This is a genomic window from Ignavibacteriota bacterium (assembly GCA_016218045.1).
Taxonomy (GTDB): domain Bacteria; phylum Bacteroidota; class Ignavibacteria; order SZUA-365; family SZUA-365; genus JACRFB01.
This window is the reverse complement of record JACRFB010000056.1, coordinates 82,392-108,498: the sequence shown is the minus strand read 5'-3', so window position 1 is coordinate 108,498 and position 26,107 is coordinate 82,392. Positions and strand designations below refer to the sequence as shown.

The window sequence follows — 26,107 nt, the reverse complement described above, 5'->3', positions numbered from 1 at the left end:
TTCCGTGCTGATTTTTGTCGTCGGAAAGGCGCCGCTACTCGGCCGCCTCGCGCGTGTCGGGGATGAAGTGGAGCGCGACGTCGCGCCCCGCGTCGTGCAAGGCGCGCGCGGCCTCGCGGATCTTCGCGGCATCCACGTCGAGGTAGCGTTGAAGCTGCGCGTTGACGGCCGCGGGATCGTTGTCGAACAGCGCGTGATGCGCGATGCGGTCGGCGCAGGAATGCAGCGACTGAAGCTGCTGGCTCGTGAGCGCCTCGACGCGGTTGCGCAATTTACGGATTTCAAGATCCGTTACTCCCTTGTCGGCGAGTCGCGCGATTTCGCCGCGCAGGGCGTCCTCCAGCGTCGGGGCGTCGACCCCCTGCGTGGCGCTGGCGTAGGCGACGAGCATGCTGTCGCCGCGGCGCGCGTCGACGAAGGCCGAGGCCTGGTCGGCGATGCGCCGCTCGTGGACGAGCACGTTGTGCAGGCGCGACGTGTCGCCGCTGCCGAGCACGTCCGAGACCAGATCGGCCGCGGGGAAGGCGTCGTCGCGCTCGGGGGGGATGCGCCAGCCGAGAAAGACGCCGGGCAGGGGCACGGCGTCGGGAGTCGTCTCGCGCGCGCGTTCCGCGGGTGCGCCGCCGTTCAGGGGGATGCGCTCGCGCCCCGCGCCGGATGGAATGGGACCGAACCAGCGCTCCACCTGCCGCGCGATGTGATCGGTGTCGAAGTCGCCCGCGAGCACCAGCGCGGCGTTGTCGGGCCGGTAATACGCGCGATGGAAGTCCGCGACATCCTCGATGGTCGCCGCCGCGAGATCCTCCATCGAACCGATGACGGGATGCCCGTACGGGTGTCCGGGGTACAACAGTTCCGACATGCGCGTCTCCCATGCGCCGTAGGGCTGATTGTCGACACGCTGCAGCTTCTCCTCCATCACCACGCTGCGCTGCGTCTCGAAGCCCTCCTCGGTCAAACCGAGCGCGAGCAGCCGGTCCGATTCGAGCCACAAACCGAGTTCGGCCTGATGCGCGGGAAGCATCATGTAGTAGACGGTTTTGTCCTCGTGGGTGTAGGCGTTGTTGTGTCCGCCCGCGGCTTCGCAGAGCCGGTCGAACTGTCCGCGCGGCACATTCGCCGAGCCGTCGAACATGAGATGTTCGAAGAGGTGCGCAAATCCCGTGCGGCCGGGTGTCTCGTCCTTCGAGCCCACGTTGTAGGCGATGGTCAGGCACACGATGGGCAGGTCGCGCCGCGGATGCAGCGCAACGCGCAGGCCGTTCGCGAGCGTGAACGATTCGAGGGCGAGCGGCTTCACGCGGGAACCTCGCCCGGCCAGGGAAGGTAGTGCAGGACGGTCGAATTCTCCTCGACCAGATATGCGTTCGCGACACGCTGCACCTCGTCGGCCGTTACGGCCTGCAGGCGCGGCAGATCGCTGTTGACATGCGAGGCGTCACCGAGAAGTATCCGTGCGGAATTCAGTCCGTCGGCCCGCGACTGCACCGACGCGAGGTCGCTGATGGTCATTGCCTCGAGGCCGTTTTTTGCCTTCTCGAGTTCGGCCTCGGTAACACCCTGTTCACGCACCTTGGCGAGTGTGTCGAAGATCGCGTCCTCGATTTCGTCGAGATCCACACCCTGCTGCGCGCCGGCGCGGATCATGAAAAGGCCGGGCAGTTCGAGGCCGAGCGCGCCGGAATAGACCGTCTGCGCGATACACTCGTCGTGCACGAGCCGCCGGTACAGGCGCGAACTCGCCCCGTGCGTGAGGATGGTGGCGAGCAGGTACAGCGCCGGAAACTCGTCACCCGCCAGGGGCGGGATGTGCATGGCCGCGAGAAAGGCCGGCAACGGCACCGCGTCGTACACAAAATCGCGGACCTGAAAATGCTGGCGCTGTTCATGCACCCAAGGCCGATAGATGTCACCGTCGTTCGAGGGGATGTCCGCAAAATGCCGCTCCACAAGGCGCCGCGCCGTGTCGAAATCGATATCGCCCGCGATGCACAGGCTCGCGTTGCGCGGCTGATAATACATGGCGTGGAACGCGCGCACGTCGTCGAGCGTCGCGTTGCGGATGTCGGTCATGCTGCCGATGGTGGGCCAACGGTACGGCTGCAGTTTGTACGCGCGCGTGAGCAGTTCCTCGAACATCGTGCCGTAGGGCTGATTGTCGTACCTGCTGCGGCGCTCCTCCATCACGACGTTGCGCTGTGTTTCGAGCGTCTGTTCGTCGAGGCGCAGACTGCGCATGCGGTCGGCCTCGAGCCAGAGCCCGAGTTCCAGTTGATGGGCGGGCAGCGTCTCGTAATAATTCGTGCGGTCGAAGGTGGTTGATCCGTTCAGCGTGCCGCCGGCCTGTTGCACGTACTGGAAATGTCCGTTGGGAGGCACGTTGGCGGATCCCTGAAACATCATGTGTTCGAACAGATGCGCAAAACCGGTCTTGCCCTCGCGCTCGTTTTTCGATCCGACATGATACCACACGTTCACCGCGACTATCGGCAGCGACGTGTCGCGATGCAGTATCACATGGAGTCCGTTGTCGAGGTCGTATTCTTCGAAGACGATGTGATACGGCGACCGGATCGGATCGGGGCTCACGCTCATGCGGCGCGCTTCCCTTCCGTCGGACCGGACGTACGAGCCGATCCCTGCGTGCGGCGCACGCGGTTCACAGATTGACTTTCCATGTGACGGATCCCTTGATGCTCTCGATCCAGTCGGTGTACAGTTTGTTCTGTTTGAAGATGCGCGCATAGCCCGCGATGCGCGAATAATCGTCCTTCAGCGTCGGCGCGTGCGGCGGAATGCGCGATTCGAGACGCACGATCAAAAAGGCGTATTCGGTGCCGACGGTGACGCGGGTCGGTTCACACATCTGACCCGGCTCGAGATTCTGCTGAATGACGCGCATCTCGTCGCCGAGCTGGCCCACTTCAAGCAGACCCATGTCGCCCCCGGCGGAGCGCGAGTTCGCGTCCTGAGAATGTTCCTTGGCGACTGCCGCAAAATCCTCGCCCGCGAGAATACGCGCGCGCAGATCCTTCAACACCAGCTTGGCGGCATCGTCGGACTCGCCCGTCTTCTGCACACGCACGAGAATGTGCGCGGGGCGCACCAGCTCTCCGCGGCGTTCGAGCAGCCGTATGATATGGAAACCGAATTCCGTTTCGACAATGCCCGAGGTTTCACCCGGTTTCAGGGCGAAGACCGCCTCCTCGAAATCACGGACAAAAAATCCGCGCCGCGCCTCGCCGAGATCGCCACCCTTGACGGCCGATCCGGGGTCGTCGCTGTTGCGGCGCGCGAGTTCGGCAAAATCGGCTCCGCCCGTCAGACTGTCGAGTATCGACACCGCCTTGGCGCGCGCCGCATCCTTGAACACGTCGAGCACACGGGGAAACACGGTGATCTGTCGCAGTTGCACCTGCTCGGGCACCTGCGGCAGCGAATCCTTGTACACCCGGAAAAACTCCTCGACCTCGCGGTTGGTGACGGATACCGGACCGATGCGTTCGCGCTGCAGATTCTCGATCATGAGATTCTTGCGGATGTCGTCGCGGAACTCGCGTTTCATCTGCGCGACGGTCATGCCCGCCGCCTCCTCGAGTTTTTGCACGGATCCGTAGTTCTGCGTGTACATGCGGATCTGTTCCTCGAGCTGCGCGGTGACCTGCTCCTCCGACACGGTGACACTGTCGAGTTCGGCCTGCGCGAGGATGAGCTTGCGGCTGATCATGTCGTCGAGAACGCGGCGCCGGAGCTCCTTGTCGTTCACATCGATGCGGCTGCGCAGCGCGAGGCGGATCATCTGCATATCGAGTTCGGACAGCGTGATGATTTCGCCTCCGACCCACGCGACGATGCCGTCGATACGCTTGCCGGATTGCGCCTGCGCGGGAGCGGGGGTGAACGCGAGCAGGGCGGCGGCAATCGCTGTGAGCGCCGCACAAACGATGATTCGATTCTGGAGTTTCATGAGTACTGCCTCGTGGATGCGCGGCCGGCGGCGGTCACGATGCCTCGCCGACACGCGCGAACGCGTTCTTGAGATGATCGGGGAACTGGCGCACGCCGTATTTCGCGCGGAGCGACTGCAGCCACTCGCGCATGCGGCGCGACGACTGTTCCTCGCGGAGCTTGGCGGCTGCTTCACTGCGCGCCTCGTCAAACGTTTTTTCGCGCGCGACATCCTTGCCGTCGACCTTGAGAATCGAAGCGCCGGGGGCTTCCGTGATCACCCCGGAGACGGCTCCGACGGGCAGCTTCGCGGCCTCCTTCGACAGATCGTTTTTATCGACGGGCACCATGCCCCAGGAGCCCCTGCTGCCGAACATACCCGTGCGTTTGGTGTGTCGCGCGGCCAGTTCGTTGAAATCGATTCCGGCGCGCACGCTGTCGAGCAGTTGCGCCGCCACCTTCTCGTTGTACGAGTGGATCTCCGAGAACGCGACACGGGCGGGCCAGCGGTACGAGGCGCGTGTCTTTTCCCAGTACGCGCGCAGTTCCTGCTCGTCGAGCGGAGCGCCGGTGCCGAGCACGCGCTGTTCGATGCCCGAGATGTAGGCGCTCTGGCGGTACTCCTCGACCAGGCGGCGGAAGTCGGGATACAGATCCTCGAATGCGCGGGTCTCGGCCACGAGCACATTGCGCGCAGCGAGCAGGCGCGCGATGGTGTCGAGACTGCTCACGGTGAAACGGCGCATCTGCAGGGTCGGATCCGATTTGATCATCGGAATCGCCTCGCGTATCGTCATCTGCCGGCCGAGGACGCGGAAAAGAAATCCCTCGCGCTCCTGCGTCGAAAGGCGTGTTTCCCAACCCGCCGTGGAGGTGGACCACGACGAATCCATCCGTCCGGCGATAAAACGCAGCACGCCCGCGTTGCTTTCAAAGCCGCGCATGGCAAGCAGGTCGTTCACGAACTTTTCGTATTCGGTGCGGAAACGCTCGCGCTGATACACTGCACGGAGTTCGGTGCGGATCTCGTCGATAGGCCGCGGATCCTCCTCGCCCGTCAGTCGGATGATGTGCATGCCGAGTGGCGAGCGCTCGACGCTCGACGTCTGTCCGAGCTGCAGGTTGAACAGCGCCTCCTCGAAATGCGGTTCGAGTCCGACACCACGCTCCATCCATCCGAGATCACCACCGAGCGCGCCCGACACGGGATCGTGCGAATTGCGCCGCGCGAGATCCTCGAAGCCGGCCTTGCCCGAACGGAGCGAATCGAGCACCAGCGACAGGCGCGCGTAGGCGTCGGACGTGTCGCCCGGATTGTTGATGTCGAGCCGGTACAATATCTGACTGGCGCGCACGCGCAGGCGGGCCTTCTGGCGGCCGGTCACCTTCACGATGTGATACCCGAACTGTGTGGCCATCAGCTTCGGATGCACCGCGCCCACGGCTTCGTTGTACACGATATCGTCGACCTGCGGGAGCGTTGTGCCGGCGATGACCCAGCCGATGCTGCCGCGGTTCGACACTTTCATGGGATCCTCGCTGTATCGCATGATCAGCGAATCGAACGGCTCGGCGCCCTTGAGCGCGCGCTCGAGCAGCGCGTTGGCCTCGAGACGTGTCGCGGCGGAATCGATCGTGTTGTCCGGGTATCGTTTCCATCGCACGATGATGTGCGAGAAACGCACCTCCTGCCGCCGGCGGTCGTAGAGCTGCCGCACGCCCGGTTCGATGAGGCGTTTGTCGAGCAGGTAGTTCACCGCGATCTGGTCGCGGTATGTGGAGATCTCCTCGGCGAGAGCGGGATCGGTCTCGATCCCCGACGCGCGCGCCTCGGCGAGTTTCACCCGGTAGTCGACCAGAAGATCGAGGAAATCGGCCTTGGCGCGTTCCGACACCGGAGCCGCCTGCCGCATGCCGTTCCACGACCGCTCGAATTCCGCCACCGTCACGGTGTCGCTCTCGCCGACGATCGCCAATGTTGTTTCAGGAACGCCGGCGCAGCCGGTGATAACCGCTGCCGCGAAGGCGCATAGGAGGAAGGTGAATGTTGTACGCATTCCCGTTCGGTAATTAACGATGCAGGACGCCGGATCGGAGGATCCGGCGCCGTGAAGGAGATGATGTTACGATTTTTTTCTCACATCGCGGAAGGCATTTCGCACTGACTCTTCCGATACTGTGAGGCCGAATTTCCGCGTGAGCAATTCGATCCAATCACGCTCGATGCGTTTGTGCTCGAATTCCTGGAAGCGGCTCGACACTTCCGACTGCGCCTCTTCAAAGGTCTTGTCGCGCGCGGGTTCGCGGCCCTCGAGCTTGACGATGGAGTAGCCGTACTGGTGTTTGAACGGACCTTCGATCCAGCCGACCTGCAGTCCCTGCACCTTGCGCGCAAGCTCTTCCTTTTCCGGAACGAGCAGACCCCAGTCGCCCTTCTTCTCCTTGTACCCCGCGCGCTGCGTGTGCCGCGCCGCGAGTTCGCCGAAGTCGACGCCGTTGTTCAGACTGTCGCGCAGCACGTTGGCGAGCGAGTCGCTCGTCACAAAGATTTCGCGCACCGCATAGCGGTCGGGCCAGCGGTATTCGGAGGCGCGTTCACCCCAGAACAGGCGCAGGGCGCTGTCCTTCACCGCCACCTTGTTCCACACGAACTCCTGCTCGGCGCGGAACAACAGCACGCCCTCGCGGTATTCCTGCATGAGTTCGGCGAATTCAGGATAACGGGTCTCGAGATCCTGCGTCTCGCGCTCAAGCGCCGACTTCTGGCCCAGCGTGCGCGCGAGTTCGCGCAGACTGTTGCGGTTGAGCGGACGCGACTGATAATCGCGGTTCTTCTCGACGATCCGCACCGCCTCGTCGACGGTGAAAGCCGAACCGGTGAACGTGACCAGCGGCAGCGCCTTGGTCGCGTCGGTCATTTTCGAGTACCAGCCCGCGACCGAGGTGGTCGAGGCCGTGTCCACTTCGAGGGCGATGCGCTCGATTGCCGGTTCCGACACGGTCATGCCGTATTTCTTCTCGACGCCGGCGACAAACGCCGCGTTGTCTTCCTCGAAGCCGTATCGCTGATAGATCTGTTTCAATTCCTGCTTCGATTCGTCGAAGGCCTTCGCCGCGCGCTCGTCGGTGACGAGGATGATGTGATAACCGAACGGCGTCTTGACGGGTCCGCTCACCACACCTTTCGGCAGATCGAAGGCGGCGCTCTCAAACTCGGGAACGGTGCGGCGGCGCGCGATCCAGCCGAGGTCTCCGCCCTTTGCTCCCGAAACCGGATCTTCGGAATTGCGCATGGCGAGATCCTGGAAGGAGACGCCGTTGCGAAGCGAGTCCGAGATCAGGCGGATTTTTGCATAGGCCGCCGCCGTGTCCGTCGGATTCTCGACCGGGAAACGGGTCAGGATATGGCTCACCTGCAGTTCGCCGCGGGCGGGACGCTTGTCGAGCACCTTGATGAGGTGATACCCGAACATGGTGCGCACGGGATGGCCGAGCAATTCTCCGACCTTCATGTTGTACACGGCGTCGTCGAACACGGGTACGGTCATTCCTGCCGAGAAGTACATCAGGTCGCCGCCGTTTTTCGACGAACCGGGATCCTCGGAAAAACGCGCCGCCAGCGAGTCGAAACGCTCACCACCGCGGGCCAGCGCGAGTATGCGCTGCGCCTCGTTCCACGCCTTCAACGTGTCGATCACTCCCGTCGAATCGGGCTGCACACGGATCAGGATGTGCGCCGCGCGTACTTCGGTCTTGCGACGCTCGTGGAGCACACGGAGCTGCGGATCGATCACCACACGCTCCGTGAGGAACGGCACGGCCAGACTGTTGCGGTATTCCTGCAACTCGCGCTGAATGTCGGGATCTTTCTCATACCCCTGATCGCGCGCCTCGAGAACCTTGAGGCGGTACTTGATCAGCAACTGGAGGAAATCCATACGGCCGGGGAAAGTGGACGTGTCGGCGGCTGCCTGACCGCCGTTATTCTTCAGATACTGGCGCTCGTATTCCGGAAGCGTAAGCGAATACGAACCGATTTTCGCGACAACATCACCTCCGCTCGACGAGCATCCGCCCGTCAGCAGGGCGGTACACAGTGACAGAGCCGTGAGGGCGAACAGAATCGGGGAACGACGGTTCACATGCGTGATCATAACGGACAACCGGGTCTTTGAATTGGTGAAAATCATTTGATTCAGTCGATAATAATACTCACCGGGGGGTGGAAAAACAAGGAATAGAACGCCCCCCATGCCGCGGCGCATCCGGTGCGGAAAGCCCGGGGCGGACCCTTTGTGTCGAAAGCCGCCAGCCACGATCTTGCTCCCATGCGCATCATACCGTTCCCTCTCGTACACCTTTCCGCGGCCTTATGCCTGCTCATGCCTTTCATCTCCCCCTCCCCGGGAGTGTTGAACGCACAGACGCGCCACCACGACAACAGCCGCGCCCTGGCCGACTTTCTGCGCCATTGTTTCGAAACACATCCCGAAAGTGGTGTGCAGGACATCTATAAGACGCTGTATCAGGAAGAATTTGGTGTCGGCCACCTTATCAGCTCCCGGGAAGCCGCGCTGCAGTACCTGCAGCGAGAACGCGCGTCGCTCGACACGACGGTGCTCGGCGAGACACTGCTCGAGCCGTGCGGACCCGATTCGATGCAGTGGCGTGTGAATCTGCGCCCCTATTTCCGCGCGGGCGGAGCGGACTCGGCCCTCGTCGACGCGATGATCGCATCGGCCCAATCCGCAACAGGCCGGCGCGCGCGATTTCTGAAGACGTGGGAAAAAACCGGCCGGCTGCTTGCGCGCGAGGGATGGCAGGCACTCGCCGCGTCGTACCGCGACTTCACGCGCCGTATGCGTGCCGCGAACTGGCCCGCGGTGCATCACAGCCCCGAGTACGCCCGCTCCTACAAGCCCGCATACCGCGTGCTTGCCAGGTCCATGCTGGGACGTATCGGCGTGGCCACTCCACACAAGGCGATGTAGGCCCCGGCACGCCGGGCAGGACGATTACGTGCCGCAGGGATCCGGCGGCTGCACGATGTCCATCCCGAGCACCTCCATGTGCATCCGTTTGCGCACGAGACTGAAGGGGATACGTCCGCTGAGCATGGTGAAGATCGATTCCGCGCCGTCGCCTACCACCAGGCCGAGCGGACGCGCGAGCCAGAATTCCGCATCGTCGCGGACGATGATGGGATTGAGGATGTCTTGCGGATTCTGCGGATTCGGGAAGCGCATGTTGAGCGAGATGCGGATGCGGGCGCATTCGCGGTAGGTATGCGAATCCGTCTGAATCGTCTCGCGGCCGAGATACGCCGCGGTGACATAATAATAGATCTGCACAAACGGTATGGGCGTAAAGTCGAAGCGGATGATGTCCCAATTTGCCTGCGTGGCCGGATCGGCCGGCATCACGAGGAATTCCTTCGGGAAACCCGGGAAGCCGGGAATGCCCGCAAACACCGAGAGCTGCCTCAATGTCGGACTCGAAAGCCACACGCCCGCGGCGTCCTTGCGGATGTACACCGTGTCGTAGCGCGAATCGACACCCGCCACTATTTCAGTTTCCTGCACCGTGTACACGGTGCTGTCGATCGTGACAGTGCGGCCGATACGCACGGTGCGTCGTTCGACATCACGCACGGTGCGGCCGTCGGCGCCGGTCGTATCGACGCGGTAGCGCCAGAAGGTGCCGGACGTAGTGGGATAGAACTGCGCGTCGTGCAGAAGCGGCTCCGTCGAAGTGACGGGCACGGGATCGTCGCCAGTGCAGGAAAGACCGCCCCAGAGAGCGAGACAGGCGAGAGCAAGAAGGATGTATGGTCTGTTACGCATGATTATTTTCCGTTTACGTCCTCGAGATACCGCGCGAAGGCCGACACGGCGCGCGCGCGATGGCTGATCGCATTTTTTTCCGCGTCGCTCATTTCGGCATAGCTGAGGGTGTCGCCCGCGGGATAAAACACCGGATCGTAGCCGAAGCCGTTTGTGCCGCGGCGCTCGATGCCTATATGGCCGTCGATCGCGCCCTCGAAGGTCCGGGCCTCGCCTTTATACACGAAGGCGACAACACAACGGAAGCGCGCGTCGCGTTTGCGCGCGGGCACCTGCTTCATGGCGTCGAGCAGTTTCCGGTTGTTGTCGTCATAGGTGGCCTGTTCCCCCGCGTAGCGGGCGGAGTACACGCCGGGTGCGCCGAGCAGGTAGAAGACCTCGAGTCCCGTATCATCCGCGAGGGCCGGGAGTCCGGTATGGGCATGGGCCGAACGCGCCTTCTTGAGCGCGTTCGCCTCGAGCGTCTCCCCGTCCTCCTCCACTTCGGGTGCGTCGGGAAATTCGCTGAGGTCGCGCACACGCACGGGCAGATGCGCGAGCAGCGCCGCGATTTCGCGGGTCTTGTGTCGGTTGCGGGTGGCGATGACGAGCGAATCGATGATCATGGTCGCTGGGGCCGGGGTGGTGACGGTGCTGGAAGAGGCGGAAGATACGTATTAGCCCGCACTGTTCCACGGCTCGCAGACCAGCAGTTCGGGAGCGCCGCGCGGATCGGCCATGATTTCGCGCGCGAGTTTCCTGCCCGCGGGCGACGCCATTGAACGCGTCATCGACTCCTCGTCCGCAAACACCACCTCGACGATGCCCGCCGCGGGGATGTTGCCGAAGGGCCGTTCCACGACGGTGGAGACATCCATCGACAGCACGCCGGGAAGATCCTTGAGCAGGGACAGCCAGCCGCCGAACACGGACGCCTGGGAATCGGCTGCGGCGGGTGATGGTTGGAACATGAACAACGCACGACGCATGGCGGCACCTTCCATAGTGGACATGCGTCGATGATACAACATTCGGCTCCGAGTCGGAAGCAGGGGCCGCCCGACCTCGGAGTTTCGCCGGTATCCCTGGTCCTCTAATCCGGACATGGCGGGTTTTTGTTTCGGATGCGGGAAAGCCGTAAAATGCAGGTCTGGCATTTCGGGCAGTTAGCTCAGCCGGTTCAGAGCGTCTGGTTTACACCCAGAAGGTCGGGGGTTCGAATCCCTCACTGCCCACACTCCGTGCCGCGCATGGAGCTGCCCCGCGCCGGCCGTGTCGCGAATGCACCACTCTCTCTACACACTCATGAGGAAATGAATGAAACGCACTGCTCTTCCCCTGTTCGCCGTCGCGCTGGTGGCGTTCGCGTGCCTGGCCGGTTGCGGCAAGGACACGGGCCTGAAGGAAACCGCGCCCGAAGTGAAGCTGTACAGCATCCCGAACGCGCGCATCACCTACACCTACTCCGGCGACGCAAAGGGAACGAAGGTGATCTCCTTCGCAAACTACGGCATGTATGAATCCGACAGCGACGATTTCACGATCGCGATGAACGGACAGAACACGCCGATCAAGACGCTGACCCTGCGCTGCGACACCGTGAACTACTCGGTGGATCTCGCGAAGAAAATCGCGCAGAAGTCGCCCTTCGATTGGAAGGGTCTGAAGGAATTGACCGCCTCGTTCACCGCCGAGCAGAAGGAAAACGTGGGCGGCGAGATGATTCAGCGCATGATGGGCGGCAAGAAGGCCGGCAAGGAAACCATCCTGGGCAAGGAATGTGAAGCGTACGAACTTCCCGGCGGCGGCAAGATCTGTATGTGGAAGGGCATCGTGATGAAGCAGGACATGCCGATGGGCGGGATGAAGTTTGCCCTCGTCGCGACAAAATTTGAAGAGGATGTGGACCTCGCGATTGCGGACTTCACGCCCGCGCAGGACATCAAGATCGAGGAACCGACGGCTGCTCCCGGCATGCCCGCGGGTCATCCCCCGGTCGACGGCGGCAAATAAGCCCCCCCTCTTCCCGACACAGGGCGCTTCGGCGCCCTTTTTTTTTACCCGACGCGGGAACCGCCGCGCAGCGCCGCGCGTACAAGGGACGGGAGACACGTCACAGGGAGGGACAGCGTGGCACACACATACTTTCCGGGAATAGGCGCCGTCGTGTTTTGCGCCGCATTGGCGAGCGCCGCCGCGCAGAGCGACGAGCGCCTCGTGGAAGACGTCATCGAGCGCACGGCCTTCGACGCGGGCGGCGAGCAGCAGGCGCGTGAATACATCGACGCGCTCGAACGCGCCGAGGCCGCGCCGCTGAACTTGAACACCGCGCGCGAAACAGAGATCCTCGCGCTGCCCTGCCTGTCGGAGCAGCAGGCCCGCGCCGTAGTGCGTCTGCGCCGACGATTGGGGGAATTCGCGCGATGGGAGCAGCTCGAGCTACTTGCGGGACTTGACCGCGAAACCCTCGCAGCACTGCGTCGCTGCGTCTGGCTGCGTCCGGGCGACGAGGCCGCGCCCGCCTTCGCGGGCTGGGACGCGCGTCTGCGCACTCGCCTCGAACACGACGAGCAGGAAAAAGCCGGCTTCACACGCGGCGCCTGGACCGGTCCGCCCGGACGCAGTTCGATACGTGTCACCGCACAGTCCCCACATACATTCGGCGGCGGAGCACTTATCGCGCGTGATCCCGGCGAACTGTCGTGGGCCGACCATGCCGCCTGGTACCTCCGCGCGGAACCCGACGGCGACATAGAGGATATCGTGCTCGGATGTTTCCGTATTGGGGCGGGAACGGGACTGGTTCTCGGATCGCCGGGCCGGGGCACATCCGCGCTGGATACGCGTGGCGCGGCCACGTCCGCCGCCCTCGCCCTGTCGCCCTCTCTGCCGGGTGGCGGCGCGCCGCCCGAGACGGGGCTCGCGGCGCGACTGCGGAGTGGCTCCATGCAGATGCTCGTTTTTGCGGCGCGCGCGCCGTTGGACGGGCGCGTCGATTCGCTGGACGGGTCGCTCGCGGGCACGTACGAGACAGGACTGCATCGCAGCGCATCCGAGCAGGCCGCGCGCGCCTCGGCCGAGCGCTGGCGCGCGGGATGCGCTGCGGAGCTGGACTTCGAGAACGAGGCGCTGCGTATGTCCCTGGGCGCGGTCCTCGTGGGTACACGTTTCAGCCGCTTCGTCGCGGCGTCGAGTCCGTGGGACTACCGCGGGAGCTCGGCGGCGGCGGGTTCGGTGTATGCGCGGGCGGAGGGGCGGCGCTGGTGGGCCGCCGCTGAATGCGCGGCGAACGCCGGAGGCGGAGCCGCCTGTGCCGCGGGCGCGGAGTATGCCGTCGATCGCGCGTTGCGCGCGGGGGTCGGCATCCGCGCCTGCAGCCCGCGCTTCCAGTCGCTGTACGGATCGATCGCGGGGACGGGCGCTTCGGCCCGCAACGAATACGGCTGGCGTTTCGGACTCGCGGCTCCGATTTTACCGGAGCTGGAATTCGCGCTCGGCGTCGAAGCCTATCGCCGTCCGGTGCCGACCGCCACAGTGGACCTGCCCGTCAGCGCGTCGGAATTGCGCGTTGAAACACTATGGCGCATTTCGTCGCGCGCACGGCTCGAGCTGCGCTGGACGCGCCGCAGCGGCGACGACACACGCGCCGGTGTTGATGCACAGGGGCGCGAGCTACGCGCCCTCGTGCCTCGGCGCCACGAGAGCGGGCGCGTCGAACTGCGCTTCGAAGACGCCGAGGGATCTGGCCTGCGGCTGCGCTGCGACGCCGTCTCGGCGCGGTGGACGCTGCCGCGCGCCGCCGAAAGCGGCTACCTGCTCGCTGCCGATGCGGCCCTTGCGCCGGCGGACTGGCTGCGCCTGCGTGGACGCGTCTGCCTCCACGAGACGGGGTCGTACGACACGCGCCTGTACATGGCGGAGTCGACGCTGCCCGGAGCCGTGAGTAGTGCCGCGCTGTACGGCCGCGGCGCGCGCTGTGTGCTCTCGGCGCAATTGCGCTGGCCCTGGGGTGCCTGCGCGCTGGCCTGGTCACAATCGCTGCGTCCCGGGGCGGTCGCAATCGGCAGCGGCGACGACGCGATCGCGGGCGACGAGACGGGGCGCCTCTCGATGCAGCTCGATCTGCGTCCGTGACAGGCCGCGCGTATTAATGCTCCTCGCTCTCGAGTATCTGCAGGTAATTGCGGTATCGAAGCGGGTGAATCGCGCCCTCTTCGACCGCGCGGACCACGGCACAGTCGGGCTCGTGCGTGTGTGTACACGAGGGGAAGCGGCAGCCGTCGGCGACACGCACAAATTCGGGATAATAGGATCGCAGTTCGTCGCGGTCGAAGAAAAAGAGTCCGAACTCCCGTATTCCCGGCGTATCGGCGATAAAGCCGCCGTTGGGAAGCTCGCACAGCAGGCTCTTTGTCGTGGTATGCGCGCCGCGCTGGCTCTGCATGCTCAGATGCTGCACCTTCTCCACCGAGCCGGGCACGAGGCGGTTCAGCAGCGAGGTTTTTCCGACGCCCGAGTGGCCGGAAAACGCGGCGATCTTGTCGCGCAGCAAATCGGCGAGCGCCGTGATGCCCTCGCCGGTGACACAACTCGTGTAGATGACCGGATAGCCGAGGTCGCGGTACACATCCGCAATCTCGTCGACGATGGCGCAGTCCTCGTCGTCGGGCAGGTCCATCTTGTTGATACACAGGGCGGCTTCGATGCCGCCCATCGCCGCGGCGATGAGATAGCGGTCGATGAGTCCCGGACGCAGCAGCTCGGTGGACGCCGCGGCGACAACCACGAGCAGATCCACATTGGCGACAATCACCGCCGCGGTTTTGGCATCACCGATCGACGAGCGCGACAGCGCGGTGCGCCGCGCGTAGATATGCGTCACGACGCCGTCGCCCTCCAGCGCGGGCACGTATCGGACGCGGTCGCCGATGACAAGCAGGCTGGCGCGCGGATTTTCGGTGGTGGTCGAGCGCCGCGGCCGCGACCGCACCTCCTCCTCGCCGTCGAGGAGGATGACCGCGGGTCCGCCCGTCTCGATCACGAGCGCATCGCGCTCGTTCTCGGGTCTTGCGAGCTGGTGCATGCGCGGCGACGTGCGTTTGCGCGTCTCGGTGTCGGCGTCGCTCTCCCCGTCGCCCTCGTAACGCCAGCGCGTCTCGCCCTTGCGCCAGAGCTTCTCGACGCTCTTGCGCTTGTCGATTTTTCGGGGCTGCTGTTCCTGATCTTCGTCGCGTGTCATGATTGCGGAGAAACCGGAAATATCGCCCTTCGCCGCCGCATTTGCGAATGGTCCCGCTGGTGCGCCATCACGATTTGTCCTATCTTTTTTTTCCTTCACAGAGGCCGGACCGCATGAACTTCAAGAGAAATCCGCTCAACCACGACGAGACCTTCCGCAGGCGCCGCGGCATCAACTGGCTGACGCTCGGCTTCACCTACGCGGTGATGTACATGGCGCGCTACAATTTGAGTTTCGCCAACAAGGCCCTCTCCGACAACTATGGATGGGACAAAACGGAGATCGGCGCCATCATCACCGCGGCCCTGACCTTGTACGGATTCTCGGCGCTCTTCAACGGCCCCATCGCCGACCGTATCGGCGGCCGGCGCGCGATGCTGATCGGATCCATCGGCGCGGCGGTATTCAATCTGCTTTTCGGCCTCGGCGCTTATCTCAATTTCCTCGGCACGGGTTCCTTCCTGCTCGGGTATTTCACCGTCACCTGGGCGCTGAACAACTACTTCCAGTCGTACAGCGCGCTCTCTCTCATCAAGGTGAACAGCGGCTGGTTCCATGTGCGCGAGCGCGGCGTGTTCTCGGCCATCTTCGGATCGATGATACAGAGCGGCCGCGCGCTGATCTTTTTTCTCGGCGGCATCATCGTGACCGTGCTTCCCTGGCAGTGGGTCTTTTTTATCCCTGCGGTCATCGTGTCGATCATGTCGTTCCTGACCTGGATGTTTGTGCGCGACAAGCCCGAGGATGCGGGGCTCCCGCCGCTCGACACTGCCGACGCCACCAGCGGCTACACCGGCAAGGTCGATTTCCGTTTTGTGTTCCGGAAGGTGTTCACAAATCCCGTCACCATCACGATTGCGGCGGCGGAATTCTGCACCGGCTTCGTTCGGCACGGCTTCGAGCAGTGGTTCCCGCGTTACATGCAGGAGGCGCAGCATCTGCCGCTCGATTCGCCCGTATTCCAAAAGGGCGCGATAGCCGTCGTGCTCGCAGGCATACTCGGCGCCTTTATGGCCGGCACCATTTCGGACTGGTTCTTCAACTCGCGGCGGACCCCCGTGGCATTCATCGGATACGCGCTGCAGATCGCCGCGCTCGCCGTGGTGTGGCAGACAACAAACACCGATTTCATCATCGCCGCCTTCATCGTCAATTCCATGGCGATCAGTATCGTGCACTCGATGCTCTCGGGCACGGCGTCGATGGACTTCGGCGGCCAGAAGGCCGCGGCCACCGCTGCGGGCATGTTCGACGGCATGCAGTACATCGGCGGCGCCGCCGTGGGTCTCGGCATGGGCTGGCTGCTGGAAAACTTCGGGTGGACCGTCTGGGGTCCCAGCATGATCGGCTTCTCGCTCATAGGCGCGGTGCTCATGCTGGTGCTCTGGAACGCGCGACCCAGCTCGAGCGGAGCGCACTGAGGCGCGTTGCCCGTGTTCCGTCCGTCATTCACTGTTCCATACTCATTCATTCGAGTTCCGGCATGATTTCACACAAATTCGATGTCATTATCCTGATAGGCCGCCCCGCCGCGGGCAAATCCGAAGTGATCGATTATCTGAAGAAGACTCCCGTCGAAGACCGGCTGCGCCGATTCGGCATCGGGGAATTCGACGAGATCGACGATTTCCCCATGCTCTGGACCTGGTTCGAAGAAGACGCCATTCTGGAAAAACGCCTCGGGAAACCGCGCATACACACCGACGCCGACGGCTACTTCCTCCACCAGTACCAGTGGGACCTGCTCATCGAGCGCATCGGCCTTGAGTACGACAAACATCTGCGCGACGAAAACTACCACACGACACGCACGGCAGTCATCGAATTCTCGCGCGGCACCGAACACGGCGGATACGCCTCGGCCTTTGCGCATCTCACGGATCGTATCCTCGAGCGCGCCGTCATCGTTTTTATCGACGTCACCTACGAGGAATCGCTGCGGAAAAACCGCAAGCGCTACAATCCCGCGCGCCCCGACAGCATCCTCGAGCACGGCCTTCCCGACGAGAAACTCGAGCGCCTCTATCGCCACATCGATTGGGACGAGGTCTCGGCTGCCTCACCCACCCACATCGAGATCAAGGGACGCGCGGTGCCCTACGTCGTGTTCCACAATGTGCCGAGCAAGACCGACGATCCCGCGCTGCTCGGGCCCGCTCTCGAAGACGTGTTCGAACGCGCCGCGGCGATAGTGCAACACAGCGTCTGAGTTTTGCAGCCGCGGCGGGTCGAGCGGCGTTCCGGTCGCGGCAATCCAGGCCTTGAGACTCAGCGCCCCTGCGCCCATGCGGCGAGAAGTGTGAGAACCTCTTCCGTCACATGCCCCATCGCGGCGGCTTCGGCGGTGTCGTTCAACAGATGCGAGCAATTCTCGCAGAAGTGCAGGCGCACGTTCTTTTTCGCGCCGAGCGTGCGCGCCCAGATGTCGCGGTCGACGGCGCCCACCTGCGTGTCGCGGCCCGCCGTGACAAGGAGCATGGGAATGTCGAGCACCGACGCGCTCACGACCTGATCGCGGCCGCGGAGGTCGTAGAAGTATGAGGCAGGAACACCCATGACAATATCGGTCGCGGACGCGCCGCCTTTGCGCACACGCGCAAGCGCGGCAAGCGACTGTTCGATGCGCGTCCGCTCGTCCTGCGCGGAGGAATCCATCTGCGCGAGGCGCTCGTGCAACTGCGCGTCGAGCACGTCCTCGAGCGGACGCCCCGGCACGGAGAGGAGCGCGATGCCGCGCACGGCGCTGTCGGCCCGCGCAAGATCGGGCAGGGTCATGCCGCCGAGACCGTAGCCCGCGACGAGTATCTTCGACGGGTCCACGTCGCGGCGGGCGGCGAGCAGGCGCACCGCAGCGCGCACATCGTCGGTGATTTCCTGTTTCACCGTCGCGCCGCGCATGTCGAAAGCGCGGCCGAGCACGCGGGTCCGCTTCTCGTAGCGCAGCGTGACGACACCGCGCGAGGCCAATCCCCAGGCGATGTCGCGCAGGGGTTTCAGGCCGCCGGTGGTCATGTCCATGTCGTGTGGTCCCGCGTCATGCACAAGCACCACGGCCGGGAAACGTCCCTTGCCCTTGGGCACGGCGATACGGGCAGGCAGGCGCGCGCTGTCGACGGCCAGTGTGAGTTTCTTTTCCGTGAAGCGCGACCGTGACGCGTGGGGCGGCGCGGGGTAGCTGAAGGTCTGTTCGATGACCTCGGCCGAAAAGGACTCCACCAGATTCAGGGAATCGATTGAGACGAGAAACTCGAGCGAATCACGCGCGAACGTGACGCGGTACACCAGCGTCGTCACATCGTGTTTCCGCGAGGATCGGTGATATCGATGCCCGAGGTATTTGCCTCCCATGTTCAGCACCTGCTGCCGGAACGACTTCCACATGTCGATGGGCCGGAGCTGCAGCAGCCCGGGATGCAGCAGCGCCGCAAGCCGCTCGGGCTGCCACTGCATGAAGGACGTGACACACGCATCTGCCGCGACGCGCTTCGGATCGTTGCCCGCGCGCGACTGCGCGTTGAGCAGCAGCGGTGTGAGAGTAAGAAGCAGGATGATCGCGGAACGGAGTGGTGCCATCTTTTTAGGAATCGCTTGTGGAATGTCGGTGTGAATCGCGCGGCGCGTCCGCGGACGGCGATGCGGAAGCCTCGCGCATATCCGCCTCGTACCGCGTGATGCTCTCGACCGAGCCGAGGTCGCGCCAGCGTCCGCCGTGCGGCCGCGCCACGAGGTACAGGCCGCTATCGAGGCCCAGGCGGTATATGTCGAAAATGTCGGAAAAACCCTCGGCATGGCCGAGAGAAAAAATACGCGGATGGATGGCGTGTACGCCGCAGAATCCGAAACGGCGGGTGGCCGACGCGGGTGCATCCGCAAACCACACCTCCTTGCCGAGGAAGCGCAGGTCCGCGTCGAAGAGCACGCCGCGGGAGGTTTCGCGCGTATTCACCGCGAGAGCGGCGAGGCAGTGATCCGCCTCCGCGGCATGCACGAGCCCGCGCAGGTCGATGTCGGATACGATGTCGGCATTGTGCACGAGGAAGGGTTCGCCGTCGTCGAGCCAGCGCCGCGCCGCAAGAATGCCACCGCCGGTACCGAGTATCACCTCCTCGACTGACACCACAACGGGCGCGCCGTACTCGGTCTCGCGCACATGCCGCACGAGCTGGTCGGCGTGATGGTGCGCGTTCACGACGATGGTGTCGCAACCGGCCATAATGCAATGATCGATTGCGTGCGCGATCATCGGGCGGCCCGCGACGGGAACAAGCGCCTTCGGTGTGCTTTCCGTCAGGGGTGCAAGACGTGTGCCGTATCCGGCCGCGAGTACGAGCGCCTTCACCAGTAGGCACCCTCCTCGGCGTGGTGAAGCGCGACGGTGATGCCGCGCGCTCGCAGATGCGCCGTGAGGCGCTCGGCGCAATACACGGATCGGTGTTGTCCGCCGGTGCAGCCGAAGGCCACCTGAAGATCCTCGTAGCCGCGCTCGAGGTACGAATCGACCGCGGAGTCGATCATGGCCGTGACACGGTCCACAAACTGCAGCGCGGTTTCCTGCTGCGCGAAGTATTCGACCACCGCGTCGTCCTTGCCCGATAGCGGCGCGAGATGCGGCACATACACCGGATTCGGGAGAAAACGGCAGTCGAAGACAAATCCGCCCCCGTTGCCGTGCCTGTCGCGTGGAAGTCCGCTGCGGCTGAATCCGAACGAGAATATGGTGACGTGAAGAGCCATGTATTTGAACTGTTTCGGAGTGTGTATTCTGTTTATACCCGTCCCGCCCGCGGTCCCGGATACAGGGACAATTTTCAAGATGAGGCCCGCGTACTCGGGAAACAACACGTCGCACCCGAACGCACGGGTCCGTGGGTGTCGGACGGGCGGGCCTGCGGTCAGGGTTCAGAAAAATCATGGTCCGACAGCATGTCGGGAAGCGCCTGAAAAAGAGTGCGCAGGGCGGGCAGAGCGCGGAACACCTCGGCGTGTTCAGCCAGGCCGCGCAGATTTTCGAGCGCGGGAGGGATGGATGAGCGGAAGCCGGGTTTGCCGAGATACAGGCCGAGTTTTCCGAAGGCCCCGAGTGCCTGCATCACCCGCGCCACGGCATACGCGTCGAAGAGCGGGTAAAACTCCGCAGTGTCGACGGGCAGGCGCCTGGACACCGCCGCAAGATATTCGTCAAGCAGCGCGCGACGGGTTTCCGTGCCGATCCGCGCCTTGGCATCGTAGAGCAACGAGGCGGCATCGTAGTGCAGGGCGCCCCGCCTGCCGGACTGATAGTCGATGTAGCGCGGCATGCCGCCGCACACCAGCACATTGCGCGACTGGAAGTCGCGGTACAGGAAATGGGTGCGGTCCGCGCGCAGGAGATAGGTTATGAGGCGGCCGCAGTCCTCGTCGTACGCCGCGCGGTCGAAGCGTGCGCCGCTGCGTTCGAGAAACTGCTCGCGGAAATACTGCATGTCGAACGTCAGCGCTTCGAGGCCGAATTCCGGCCATTGGTAACAGAGGCCGTAGTCCACCGCCTCCGCTGCGTCGATCTGGAAGCGTACGAGATCACGCAGCACCTCGGCATACATGTCGAAGGCCTCCGCATTGAGGTCGCCCTCCACGCGGCGCGTCCGCGCCCAGTCGAAGAGCAGATCGTCGCCGAGATCCTCCTCGATGTAGGCGCGCTCGTCGGAGGCAACGGCATGGATACGCGGCACGGGCAGGCCGCAGCGGAGGAAGGACGCGGTGAAGCCCAGGAAGGCGCGGTTCTCGGGAACATTGTCGCCCCAGATGCCGATGACCGAATGTCCGTCGCCGCGCAGCCGGTAGATGCGGCGTTCGGAACCGTCGCCGCGCAGCGCAAGTATGCCGGACGGATCGGACGAGAAGACCTCGCGGTACAGCGCCGCGAGCCGCTCCCGCCGCGCCTCCTCCGGCACCTGATCCGTGTACGCGTCCCGTGTTTCCATGCCCGCAAAGTATCCGACGCGGCGAACATTTGAAACCGGCAGTATTTCGGACTATCAGCTCCTATTTTTTCCCTGTTCCGCCGCGCCGTATTTTTCCCCTGCCGCGACACCCTGCCCGCTCCCACGATGCGCGCATTTCCCTCTTCACCGATCAACACATCACGCACCTCATGCCTGTCCACAATCTCGACCCCATTTTCCAGCCGAAACGCATCGCCGTTGTCGGCGTCACCCCCAACCCGCAGAGCGTCGGGGGAAAGATACTCAGCAATCTCGTCGGCGGCGGTTTCCGCGGCGTTGTGTACCCGGTCAGCGCCACGAGCGAGGCGGTGCTGGGCATCCCCTGTTATCCCGACGTGCGCTCGCTGCCGAAAACGCCCGACCTGGGCATCATCTGCACCGCAGCGGCGCAGGTGCCCGCGGCGGTGATCGAATGCGGCGAGGCCGGTGTCGGCGGACTCATCGTCAACTCGGCCGGCTTCCGTGAAGTCGGACCCGAAGGCCGGCAGCTCGAGGACGAGGTTCGCGCCGCCCTCGCGCGTTTCCCCTCGATGCGCGCGCTCGGGCCGAACTGCCTCGGCGTCATCGCTCCCGGTTTTGGTCTCAACGCCAGCTTCGCGAACGGCATGCCGCGCGACGGCCATGTCGCCTTTATCTCACAGTCCGGCGCGCTCTGTTCCTCGGTGCTCGACTGGGCCATCGACGAGAAACTCGGCTTCTCGTATTTCGTCTCGATCGGCAACGCGATGGATGTGGACGTGGGCGACCTCATCGATTATTTCGGCGAGGACGAAAAAACGAAGGCGATAATTCTGTACGTCGAATCGATCAACCGCGCGCGCGAGTTTATGTCGGCCGCGCGATCGTTCGCGCGCACCAAGCCGATCCTCGCCTACAAGGCGGGCCGCTTCGGCGAATCGGCCGCCGCCGCCGCGTCGCACACGGGCGCGATGGCCTCGGAAGACGCCGTGTACGACGCGGCCTTCCGGCGCGTCGGCGTCACCCGCGTGTACGACATCGGCGAGATCTTCGACTGCGCGGAACTGCTCGGACGGCAGAAGACGCCGCATGGTCCGCGCCTCGCGATCCTGACCAACGCGGGCGGACCCGGCGTCATGGCAAGCGACGCCTTGCTCGAGGCCGGCGGCTCGCTTGCGCCGCTGTCGGACGCGACACTTACGCGGCTCAACGAGTGCCTGCCGCCGATCTGGTCGCACGGAAATCCCGTCGACGTCCTGGGTGACGCGCGCTCGAAACGTTTCGAAAAGGCGCTCGCCATTCTGCTCGACGACACGGGTATCGACGCCGTGCTCGTGATCCTCACGCCGCAGGCGATGACCAATCCCACATCGATCGCCAAGGTCGTCGCCGACATCGCGCAAAAATCCTCGAAGCCCGTGCTCGCGGCCTGGCTCGGCGGAGCCAGCATGCGCGATGGCGTGCGTTTCCTCAACGACGCGGGCGTGCCCACCTACACCACGCCCGAACAGGGTGTGCGCGCGTTCATGACACTGGTCTCGCACGCGCGCAATCTCGAGACGTTGTACGAGACGCCGAAAGACGTGCCCGTGCACATCCCGTACGACCGCGCGCAGGTGAAAACACAGTTCGCGTCGATGATCGGGCAGGAGGGGCCGGTGCTCCCCGAACACGTCTCCAAGATGCTGCTCGAGGCCTACGGCATCCCGTCCACCCGGCCCTGGCCCGCGGCCGACGCCCATGCAGCGGCCGACATCGCCGACCGTATCGGCTACCCTGTCGTGCTGAAAATTCTCTCGCCCGACATCTCGCACAAAACCGAGGTGGGAGGCGTGATACTCAACCTTCTCGACCGCGACAGCGTGATAGAGGCCTTCGACACGCTGCAGTCGCGCGCGCGCGCGGCGATGCCCGAGGCCCGTCTCGAGGGCGCAACGGTGCAGCGCATGGTGCGCACGTCGGGCGCGGTTGAGATGATACTCGGATTCAAGAAGGACCCCGTCTTCGGAACGGTCATCATGGCGGGCATGGGCGGCATCACGGCTGAATTATTCAAGGACCGCGCTCTCGGCTTCCCGCCGCTCAACGAGCGGCTCGCGCGCAACATGCTTTCGTCACTCAAGATCTGGCCGCTGCTCGAAGGGTACCGCGGGCAGCAGCCCATGGATGTCGATCGGCTGATCGAGATCCTGATCCGGCTCTCCTACCTCGCGGCCGACTATCCGGAGATCGAGGAACTCGACATCAATCCGCTGCTCGTCCGTCCCGACGACGCCATCGCGCTCGACGCGCGCATCGTGATGTCGCGCGAGCCCGTGGCCCATGGAACGTACGCGCATCTCGCGCTGCGGCCCTACCCCGAGGAGTACGTGCGGGAGACCGCGCTCGAGGACGGCACACGCATTCTGCTGCGCCCCATCAAACCCGAGGACGAGCCGCTGTGGTTCGATCTGTTGCGCAGTTGTTCTCGCGAATCCATCTACACACGTTTCCGCTCCTTCTTCCATTGGGAATCACATCAGGCCGCGGTGCACTACTGCTACATCGACTATGAACGCGAGATCGCCATCGTGGCGGAACACGAAGAGGACGGCGTCAGACGCCTGCTCGGCGTGGGACGGCTCATCGCGTCGCCCGATTTCACCGACGCCGAGTACGCGGTGCTGGTCGCCGATGCGTGGCAGAACCGCGGTCTTGGCGGACTGCTCACGGACTACTGCCTCGACATCGCGCGCGACCTCGGCGTCCGCGAAGTGGTGGCGCAGACCACGGCCGACAATCCGCGCATGGTCAACGTGTTCCGCAGCCGCGACTTTGCGGTCACCCCCGACGTGGGCAGCTCGCTCGTCGAAGTGACCAAACGTCTGGACTGACACGGACGCGCGGCCTGCAACCTCGGCGGGTCGATAAAAAAAATGACGGAGCACGAAGGAGCGCATTGTCGCTCCCGTGCTCCGTCGCTATTTCAGGCGGAGTATGCCGGTCTAGAAAAACGCGGCCAGTGTTGTGACACGCGAACCGCCCTGGATTTCGATCCTCCAGGTTCCGCCGCTGAACACCGTGCGGTTGCCCTCGCCTTCGGTCATGGTCATGCCCGTCTTGGCCTGCAGCGCCTTTTTCAGCGCCGTGATAAAGGCCTCGCGCTTCCCGGCTCCGTACACAAGGCATTCGACGGAAAGCGAACGCAGCAGCGCGCCCGGATTTTCGTACACCGTGCTCGCGAAGGTGTAACGCATCGATCCGATCGTGAGGCCGGACGTCACATTTCGCCGCCGGTCGATAAGGACTTCGACCTGCTCCGGCTGCGGATCCGCGATGTTTGTGTGTAATGCGCGCACATCCGCGAAGGTGGTGGCGCCGTTCACACCGAGGAAGGCCTCGGCGCTTGTTTTCTTCAACACACCTTCGGCCGCGGCCTTGGCGTCGAAATAGTCGGTGGTGACGACGAAGTATTCGCCGATGTCCATGATGCCTTCATTGAGCGCCTGCAGGTACGACAAGTCGAAACGCTCGTAGCGCGGTTCCACGACATAGGCGCCCTTGCTGTCGATGAGGCCGTATTTCCCGTTCGATCCGGCGATGGCGACGGAACCGATGAAGGGCAGAGCGACCGGGAAACGCGGCGTGATGACCATCTCGCCCTTCTCGTCGATGTACCCTGTGGAGTCGCCGACACGCACCGCCGCGAGTCCGTTGGTGAACGGCGCCGCAACCGTGTACGCGGGCGCGATAACCATGGAGCCGCTCTTGTCGATCGCGCCGAATTTCCCCTCGAGCGACACAAAGGCCAGATCGCCTACGAAGTCCTGCGCGTTTTCATATTTGTGTTCTATGACGAGTTTGCCCGTCTTGTCGATGTAGCCCCAACGATCTTTCGCATCCTGCACCGCTGCAAGTCCGTTGCGGAAATACTGCGTACGGCGGTACGCGGGCGCGACGACAACCTTGCCGTCCTTGTCGATGAAGCCCCAGTTCTGCTTGTCGTCCTTCACCGCGGCGAGTCCGTCCGAGAAGAACCGGACTTCCTCGTACGTTGCCGGGATCTTGACAGTACCGTCGGGCGCCACAAATCCCCACTTGTCGTCCTTCATACGCGCCGGTGCCAGGCCTTCCACGACGAGTCCGGCCGATTCAGCATCCTTCATCGTCGCGATGGTCTCGCCTTTTTCATTGATGAACTCGGGGAAGCCGTTCTCCTTCACCACGCAGGCATATCCTTCCGAGAACCACGTGGCGCGCACGTATTTGGCCTCGATCGCGTAGGCGCCCTTGGTGTCGATAAAGCCCCACTTGCCGTCTTTCATGACGCGGGCGAGGCCGTTGGAAAAGACCGAGGCGGCGTCGAACTGCGGCGCGATCATGACCTGGCCGGTCGGATCGATATAGCCGAATTTTCCGTCGATGACGACGGGAATCAGTTCGCTCGAGTACTCCCCTTCTTTGGAACAGGATGAGAGGAGAAGGCAGAACAAACCGAGGAGGCACAAGGTGCTCGCGCGTTTCATGGTGAAAACTCCGGGGGCTGTGGGAGAGCGATCAGGGGAGCAGTACGCGGGATGCGGACTGACCCGGCAACATACAAAACACCCGGCGCCGCGCAAAACAAGCGGCCACGCGTTCAGTCGGCGGGTTTTTCGTAGACAAGTCCCGGGGCCTCGTCCTCCCACGCAATCGAGAGTATGCGGAAGTCGCGTCCTTCGCGCACGAGCTGGAAGCTGTTCACGCCACGCCAGGTCCGCGCGCCCTGCGGACCGTCGGCATTCACTTCGTAGGCCGACCACACATGGACGAGATCGCCGAAGCGTTCGTATTGCCGATGAATCTCCTTCTCCGCAAAACCGAAACGCCGCGATGAAGCCGTCGCGCGCTCGATAAAGTCCTGCAGGGTCATGGAACGTGTCACGACGGTGTCGATGTGGCGGCGGCGTATCGAGACAAGGCGCGCATCCGGATGAAAGAGCGTCGTGAAGCGCGTCCAGTCGCGTTCCTGTCCGGCCGGACCCGACACGATTTCGTACACGGCCCCGATGCTGCGGTCGAGTGCGGCGCGCAGTGAATCCGCAGAGGCCGCAGCACTTTGCGCTGCGACGTCTGCGCAGGGCAGGATCAACAGACCGAGCGCGAGCGCGCGGATGTATCGTGATGCGTTCATTCGATGC

At 63.9% G+C, this 26,107-nt stretch carries 21 protein-coding genes and 1 tRNA gene; 7 read left to right on the top strand and 15 right to left on the bottom strand.

The genetic code is table 11. From position 1 onward, the window contains the following. Positions 1-34: 34 nt before the first annotated feature. The 5 genes from HY962_14715 to HY962_14695 form a co-directional block, all read right to left on the bottom strand. Positions 35-1,300, bottom strand: coding sequence for an insulinase family protein (locus HY962_14715; protein MBI5648181.1), 1,266 nt, complete (start codon positions 1,298-1,300; stop codon positions 35-37). Continuing rightward, positions 1,297-2,595 carry an insulinase family protein gene (locus HY962_14710; GenBank protein MBI5648180.1) on the bottom strand — a complete coding sequence of 433 codons (1,299 nt, stop codon included), beginning with the start codon at positions 2,593-2,595 and terminating at the stop codon, positions 1,297-1,299. Before HY962_14710 ends, HY962_14715 begins: the two co-directional genes overlap by 4 nt. 64 nt (positions 2,596-2,659) lie before the next feature. Then, positions 2,660-3,967 carry a peptidylprolyl isomerase gene (locus HY962_14705; GenBank protein MBI5648179.1) on the bottom strand — a complete coding sequence of 436 codons (1,308 nt, stop codon included), beginning with the start codon at positions 3,965-3,967 and terminating at the stop codon, positions 2,660-2,662. A gap of 34 nt (positions 3,968-4,001) precedes the next feature. Then, positions 4,002-6,005: a peptidylprolyl isomerase gene (locus tag HY962_14700; protein ID MBI5648178.1), complete on the bottom strand. Its 2,004-nt coding sequence runs from the start codon at positions 6,003-6,005 to the stop codon at positions 4,002-4,004. Positions 6,006-6,071: 66 nt separating this feature from the next. Continuing rightward, positions 6,072-8,090 carry a peptidylprolyl isomerase gene (locus HY962_14695; GenBank protein MBI5648177.1) on the bottom strand — a complete coding sequence of 673 codons (2,019 nt, stop codon included), beginning with the start codon at positions 8,088-8,090 and terminating at the stop codon, positions 6,072-6,074. Between the two features lie 153 nt (positions 8,091-8,243). On the opposite strand from HY962_14695, the gene HY962_14690 reads away from it, so the two are divergent. Further along, positions 8,244-8,939 (top strand): hypothetical protein, encoded by a 696-nt coding sequence (locus tag HY962_14690; GenBank protein MBI5648176.1) that lies wholly within the window; start codon positions 8,244-8,246, stop codon positions 8,937-8,939. 24 nt (positions 8,940-8,963) lie between these two features. Here the strand turns inward: HY962_14690 and HY962_14685 are convergent, their stop codons facing one another. The 3 genes from HY962_14685 to HY962_14675 are packed head-to-tail and all read right to left on the bottom strand — an operon-like array spanning position 8,964 to position 10,759. After that, a complete protein-coding gene (locus tag HY962_14685; GenBank protein MBI5648175.1) occupies positions 8,964-9,791 on the bottom strand; it encodes a hypothetical protein in 828 nt (275 codons plus the stop codon). 2 nt (positions 9,792-9,793) lie between these two features. Then, complete coding sequence (gene rdgB / locus HY962_14680) at positions 9,794-10,390, bottom strand: RdgB/HAM1 family non-canonical purine NTP pyrophosphatase (protein MBI5648174.1); 597 nt, start codon at positions 10,388-10,390, stop codon at positions 9,794-9,796. Between the two features lie 57 nt (positions 10,391-10,447). Then, positions 10,448-10,759 carry a hypothetical protein gene (locus HY962_14675; protein MBI5648173.1) on the bottom strand — a complete coding sequence of 104 codons (312 nt, stop codon included), beginning with the start codon at positions 10,757-10,759 and terminating at the stop codon, positions 10,448-10,450. 171 nt (positions 10,760-10,930) lie between these two features. Between HY962_14675 and HY962_14670 the strand changes: the two genes are divergently transcribed. From HY962_14670 to HY962_14660, 3 genes are all read left to right on the top strand, one after another. Then, positions 10,931-11,005 (top strand) — tRNA-Val (locus tag HY962_14670). Between the two features lie 82 nt (positions 11,006-11,087). Then, positions 11,088-11,783: a hypothetical protein gene (locus tag HY962_14665; GenBank protein MBI5648172.1), complete on the top strand. Its 696-nt coding sequence runs from the start codon at positions 11,088-11,090 to the stop codon at positions 11,781-11,783. Positions 11,784-11,900: 117 nt separating this feature from the next. Continuing rightward, positions 11,901-13,904: a helix-hairpin-helix domain-containing protein gene (locus HY962_14660; GenBank protein MBI5648171.1), complete on the top strand. Its 2,004-nt coding sequence runs from the start codon at positions 11,901-11,903 to the stop codon at positions 13,902-13,904. A 13-nt stretch (positions 13,905-13,917) separates the two neighbouring features. Here HY962_14660 and rsgA read toward each other — a convergent pair whose 3' ends face one another. Beyond that, positions 13,918-15,009 (bottom strand): ribosome small subunit-dependent GTPase A, encoded by a 1,092-nt coding sequence (rsgA, locus tag HY962_14655; protein ID MBI5648170.1) that lies wholly within the window; start codon positions 15,007-15,009, stop codon positions 13,918-13,920. Between the two features lie 113 nt (positions 15,010-15,122). Here rsgA and HY962_14650 point away from each other — a divergent pair, with 113 nt between their 5' ends. Together HY962_14650 and HY962_14645 are read left to right on the top strand one after the other, a co-directional pair. Then, on the top strand, positions 15,123-16,430 hold the full coding sequence (locus HY962_14650) for an MFS transporter (GenBank protein MBI5648169.1): 1,308 nt from the start codon (positions 15,123-15,125) through the stop codon (positions 16,428-16,430). A 62-nt stretch (positions 16,431-16,492) separates the two neighbouring features. Further along, complete coding sequence (locus tag HY962_14645) at positions 16,493-17,218, top strand: hypothetical protein (GenBank protein ID MBI5648168.1); 726 nt, start codon at positions 16,493-16,495, stop codon at positions 17,216-17,218. Positions 17,219-17,277: 59 nt separating this feature from the next. On the opposite strand, the gene HY962_14640 is transcribed toward HY962_14645, so the two are convergent. The 4 genes from HY962_14640 to HY962_14625 all read right to left on the bottom strand — a co-directional run bounded on the left by HY962_14640 (position 17,278) and on the right by HY962_14625 (position 20,969). Then, positions 17,278-18,582, bottom strand: coding sequence for an alpha/beta hydrolase (locus HY962_14640; GenBank protein ID MBI5648167.1), 1,305 nt, complete (start codon positions 18,580-18,582; stop codon positions 17,278-17,280). Positions 18,583-18,586: 4 nt separating this feature from the next. Beyond that, a complete protein-coding gene (locus HY962_14635; GenBank protein MBI5648166.1) occupies positions 18,587-19,348 on the bottom strand; it encodes a nucleotidyltransferase family protein in 762 nt (253 codons plus the stop codon). Beyond that, on the bottom strand, positions 19,345-19,743 hold the full coding sequence (locus HY962_14630) for an ATP-binding protein (GenBank protein ID MBI5648165.1): 399 nt from the start codon (positions 19,741-19,743) through the stop codon (positions 19,345-19,347). Before HY962_14630 ends, HY962_14635 begins: the two co-directional genes overlap by 4 nt. Positions 19,744-19,901: 158 nt before the next feature. After that, complete coding sequence (locus HY962_14625) at positions 19,902-20,969, bottom strand: phosphotransferase (protein ID MBI5648164.1); 1,068 nt, start codon at positions 20,967-20,969, stop codon at positions 19,902-19,904. A gap of 170 nt (positions 20,970-21,139) precedes the next feature. On the opposite strand from HY962_14625, the gene HY962_14620 reads away from it, so the two are divergent. Further along, positions 21,140-23,821, top strand: coding sequence for a bifunctional acetate--CoA ligase family protein/GNAT family N-acetyltransferase (locus HY962_14620; protein ID MBI5648163.1), 2,682 nt, complete (start codon positions 21,140-21,142; stop codon positions 23,819-23,821). 111 nt (positions 23,822-23,932) lie between these two features. Here HY962_14620 and HY962_14615 read toward each other — a convergent pair whose 3' ends face one another. Both HY962_14615 and HY962_14610 read right to left on the bottom strand, forming a co-directional pair. Next, positions 23,933-25,453 (bottom strand): WG repeat-containing protein, encoded by a 1,521-nt coding sequence (locus HY962_14615; protein MBI5648162.1) that lies wholly within the window; start codon positions 25,451-25,453, stop codon positions 23,933-23,935. Positions 25,454-25,566: 113 nt separating this feature from the next. Next, positions 25,567-26,100, bottom strand: a complete 534-nt coding sequence (locus tag HY962_14610; protein ID MBI5648161.1) for a nuclear transport factor 2 family protein — start codon at positions 26,098-26,100, stop codon at positions 25,567-25,569. Positions 26,101-26,107: the final 7 nt, after the last annotated feature.

Bases quoted from the DNA above. Each gene is read 5' to 3' on its own strand.
- HY962_14710 (MBI5648180.1), bottom strand. From the start codon at position 2,595: ATGAGCGTGAGCCCCGATCCGATCCGGTCGCCGTATCACATCGTCTTC.
- HY962_14705 (MBI5648179.1), bottom strand. From the start codon at position 3,967: ATGAAACTCCAGAATCGAATCATCGTTTGTGCGGCGCTCACAGCGATT.
- HY962_14700 (MBI5648178.1), bottom strand. From the start codon at position 6,005: ATGCGTACAACATTCACCTTCCTCCTATGCGCCTTCGCGGCAGCGGTT.
- HY962_14685 (MBI5648175.1), bottom strand. From the start codon at position 9,791: ATGCGTAACAGACCATACATCCTTCTTGCTCTCGCCTGTCTCGCTCTC.
- HY962_14675 (MBI5648173.1), bottom strand. From the start codon at position 10,759: ATGCGTCGTGCGTTGTTCATGTTCCAACCATCACCCGCCGCAGCCGAT.
- HY962_14665 (MBI5648172.1), top strand. From the start codon at position 11,088: ATGAAACGCACTGCTCTTCCCCTGTTCGCCGTCGCGCTGGTGGCGTTC.
- rsgA (MBI5648170.1), bottom strand. From the start codon at position 15,009: ATGACACGCGACGAAGATCAGGAACAGCAGCCCCGAAAAATCGACAAG.
- HY962_14650 (MBI5648169.1), top strand. From the start codon at position 15,123: ATGAACTTCAAGAGAAATCCGCTCAACCACGACGAGACCTTCCGCAGG.
- HY962_14645 (MBI5648168.1), top strand. From the start codon at position 16,493: ATGATTTCACACAAATTCGATGTCATTATCCTGATAGGCCGCCCCGCC.
- HY962_14640 (MBI5648167.1), bottom strand. From the start codon at position 18,582: ATGGCACCACTCCGTTCCGCGATCATCCTGCTTCTTACTCTCACACCG.
- HY962_14630 (MBI5648165.1), bottom strand. From the start codon at position 19,743: ATGGCTCTTCACGTCACCATATTCTCGTTCGGATTCAGCCGCAGCGGA.
- HY962_14625 (MBI5648164.1), bottom strand. From the start codon at position 20,969: ATGGAAACACGGGACGCGTACACGGATCAGGTGCCGGAGGAGGCGCGG.
- HY962_14620 (MBI5648163.1), top strand. From the start codon at position 21,140: ATGCCTGTCCACAATCTCGACCCCATTTTCCAGCCGAAACGCATCGCC.
- HY962_14615 (MBI5648162.1), bottom strand. From the start codon at position 25,453: ATGAAACGCGCGAGCACCTTGTGCCTCCTCGGTTTGTTCTGCCTTCTC.
- HY962_14610 (MBI5648161.1), bottom strand. From the start codon at position 26,100: ATGAACGCATCACGATACATCCGCGCGCTCGCGCTCGGTCTGTTGATC.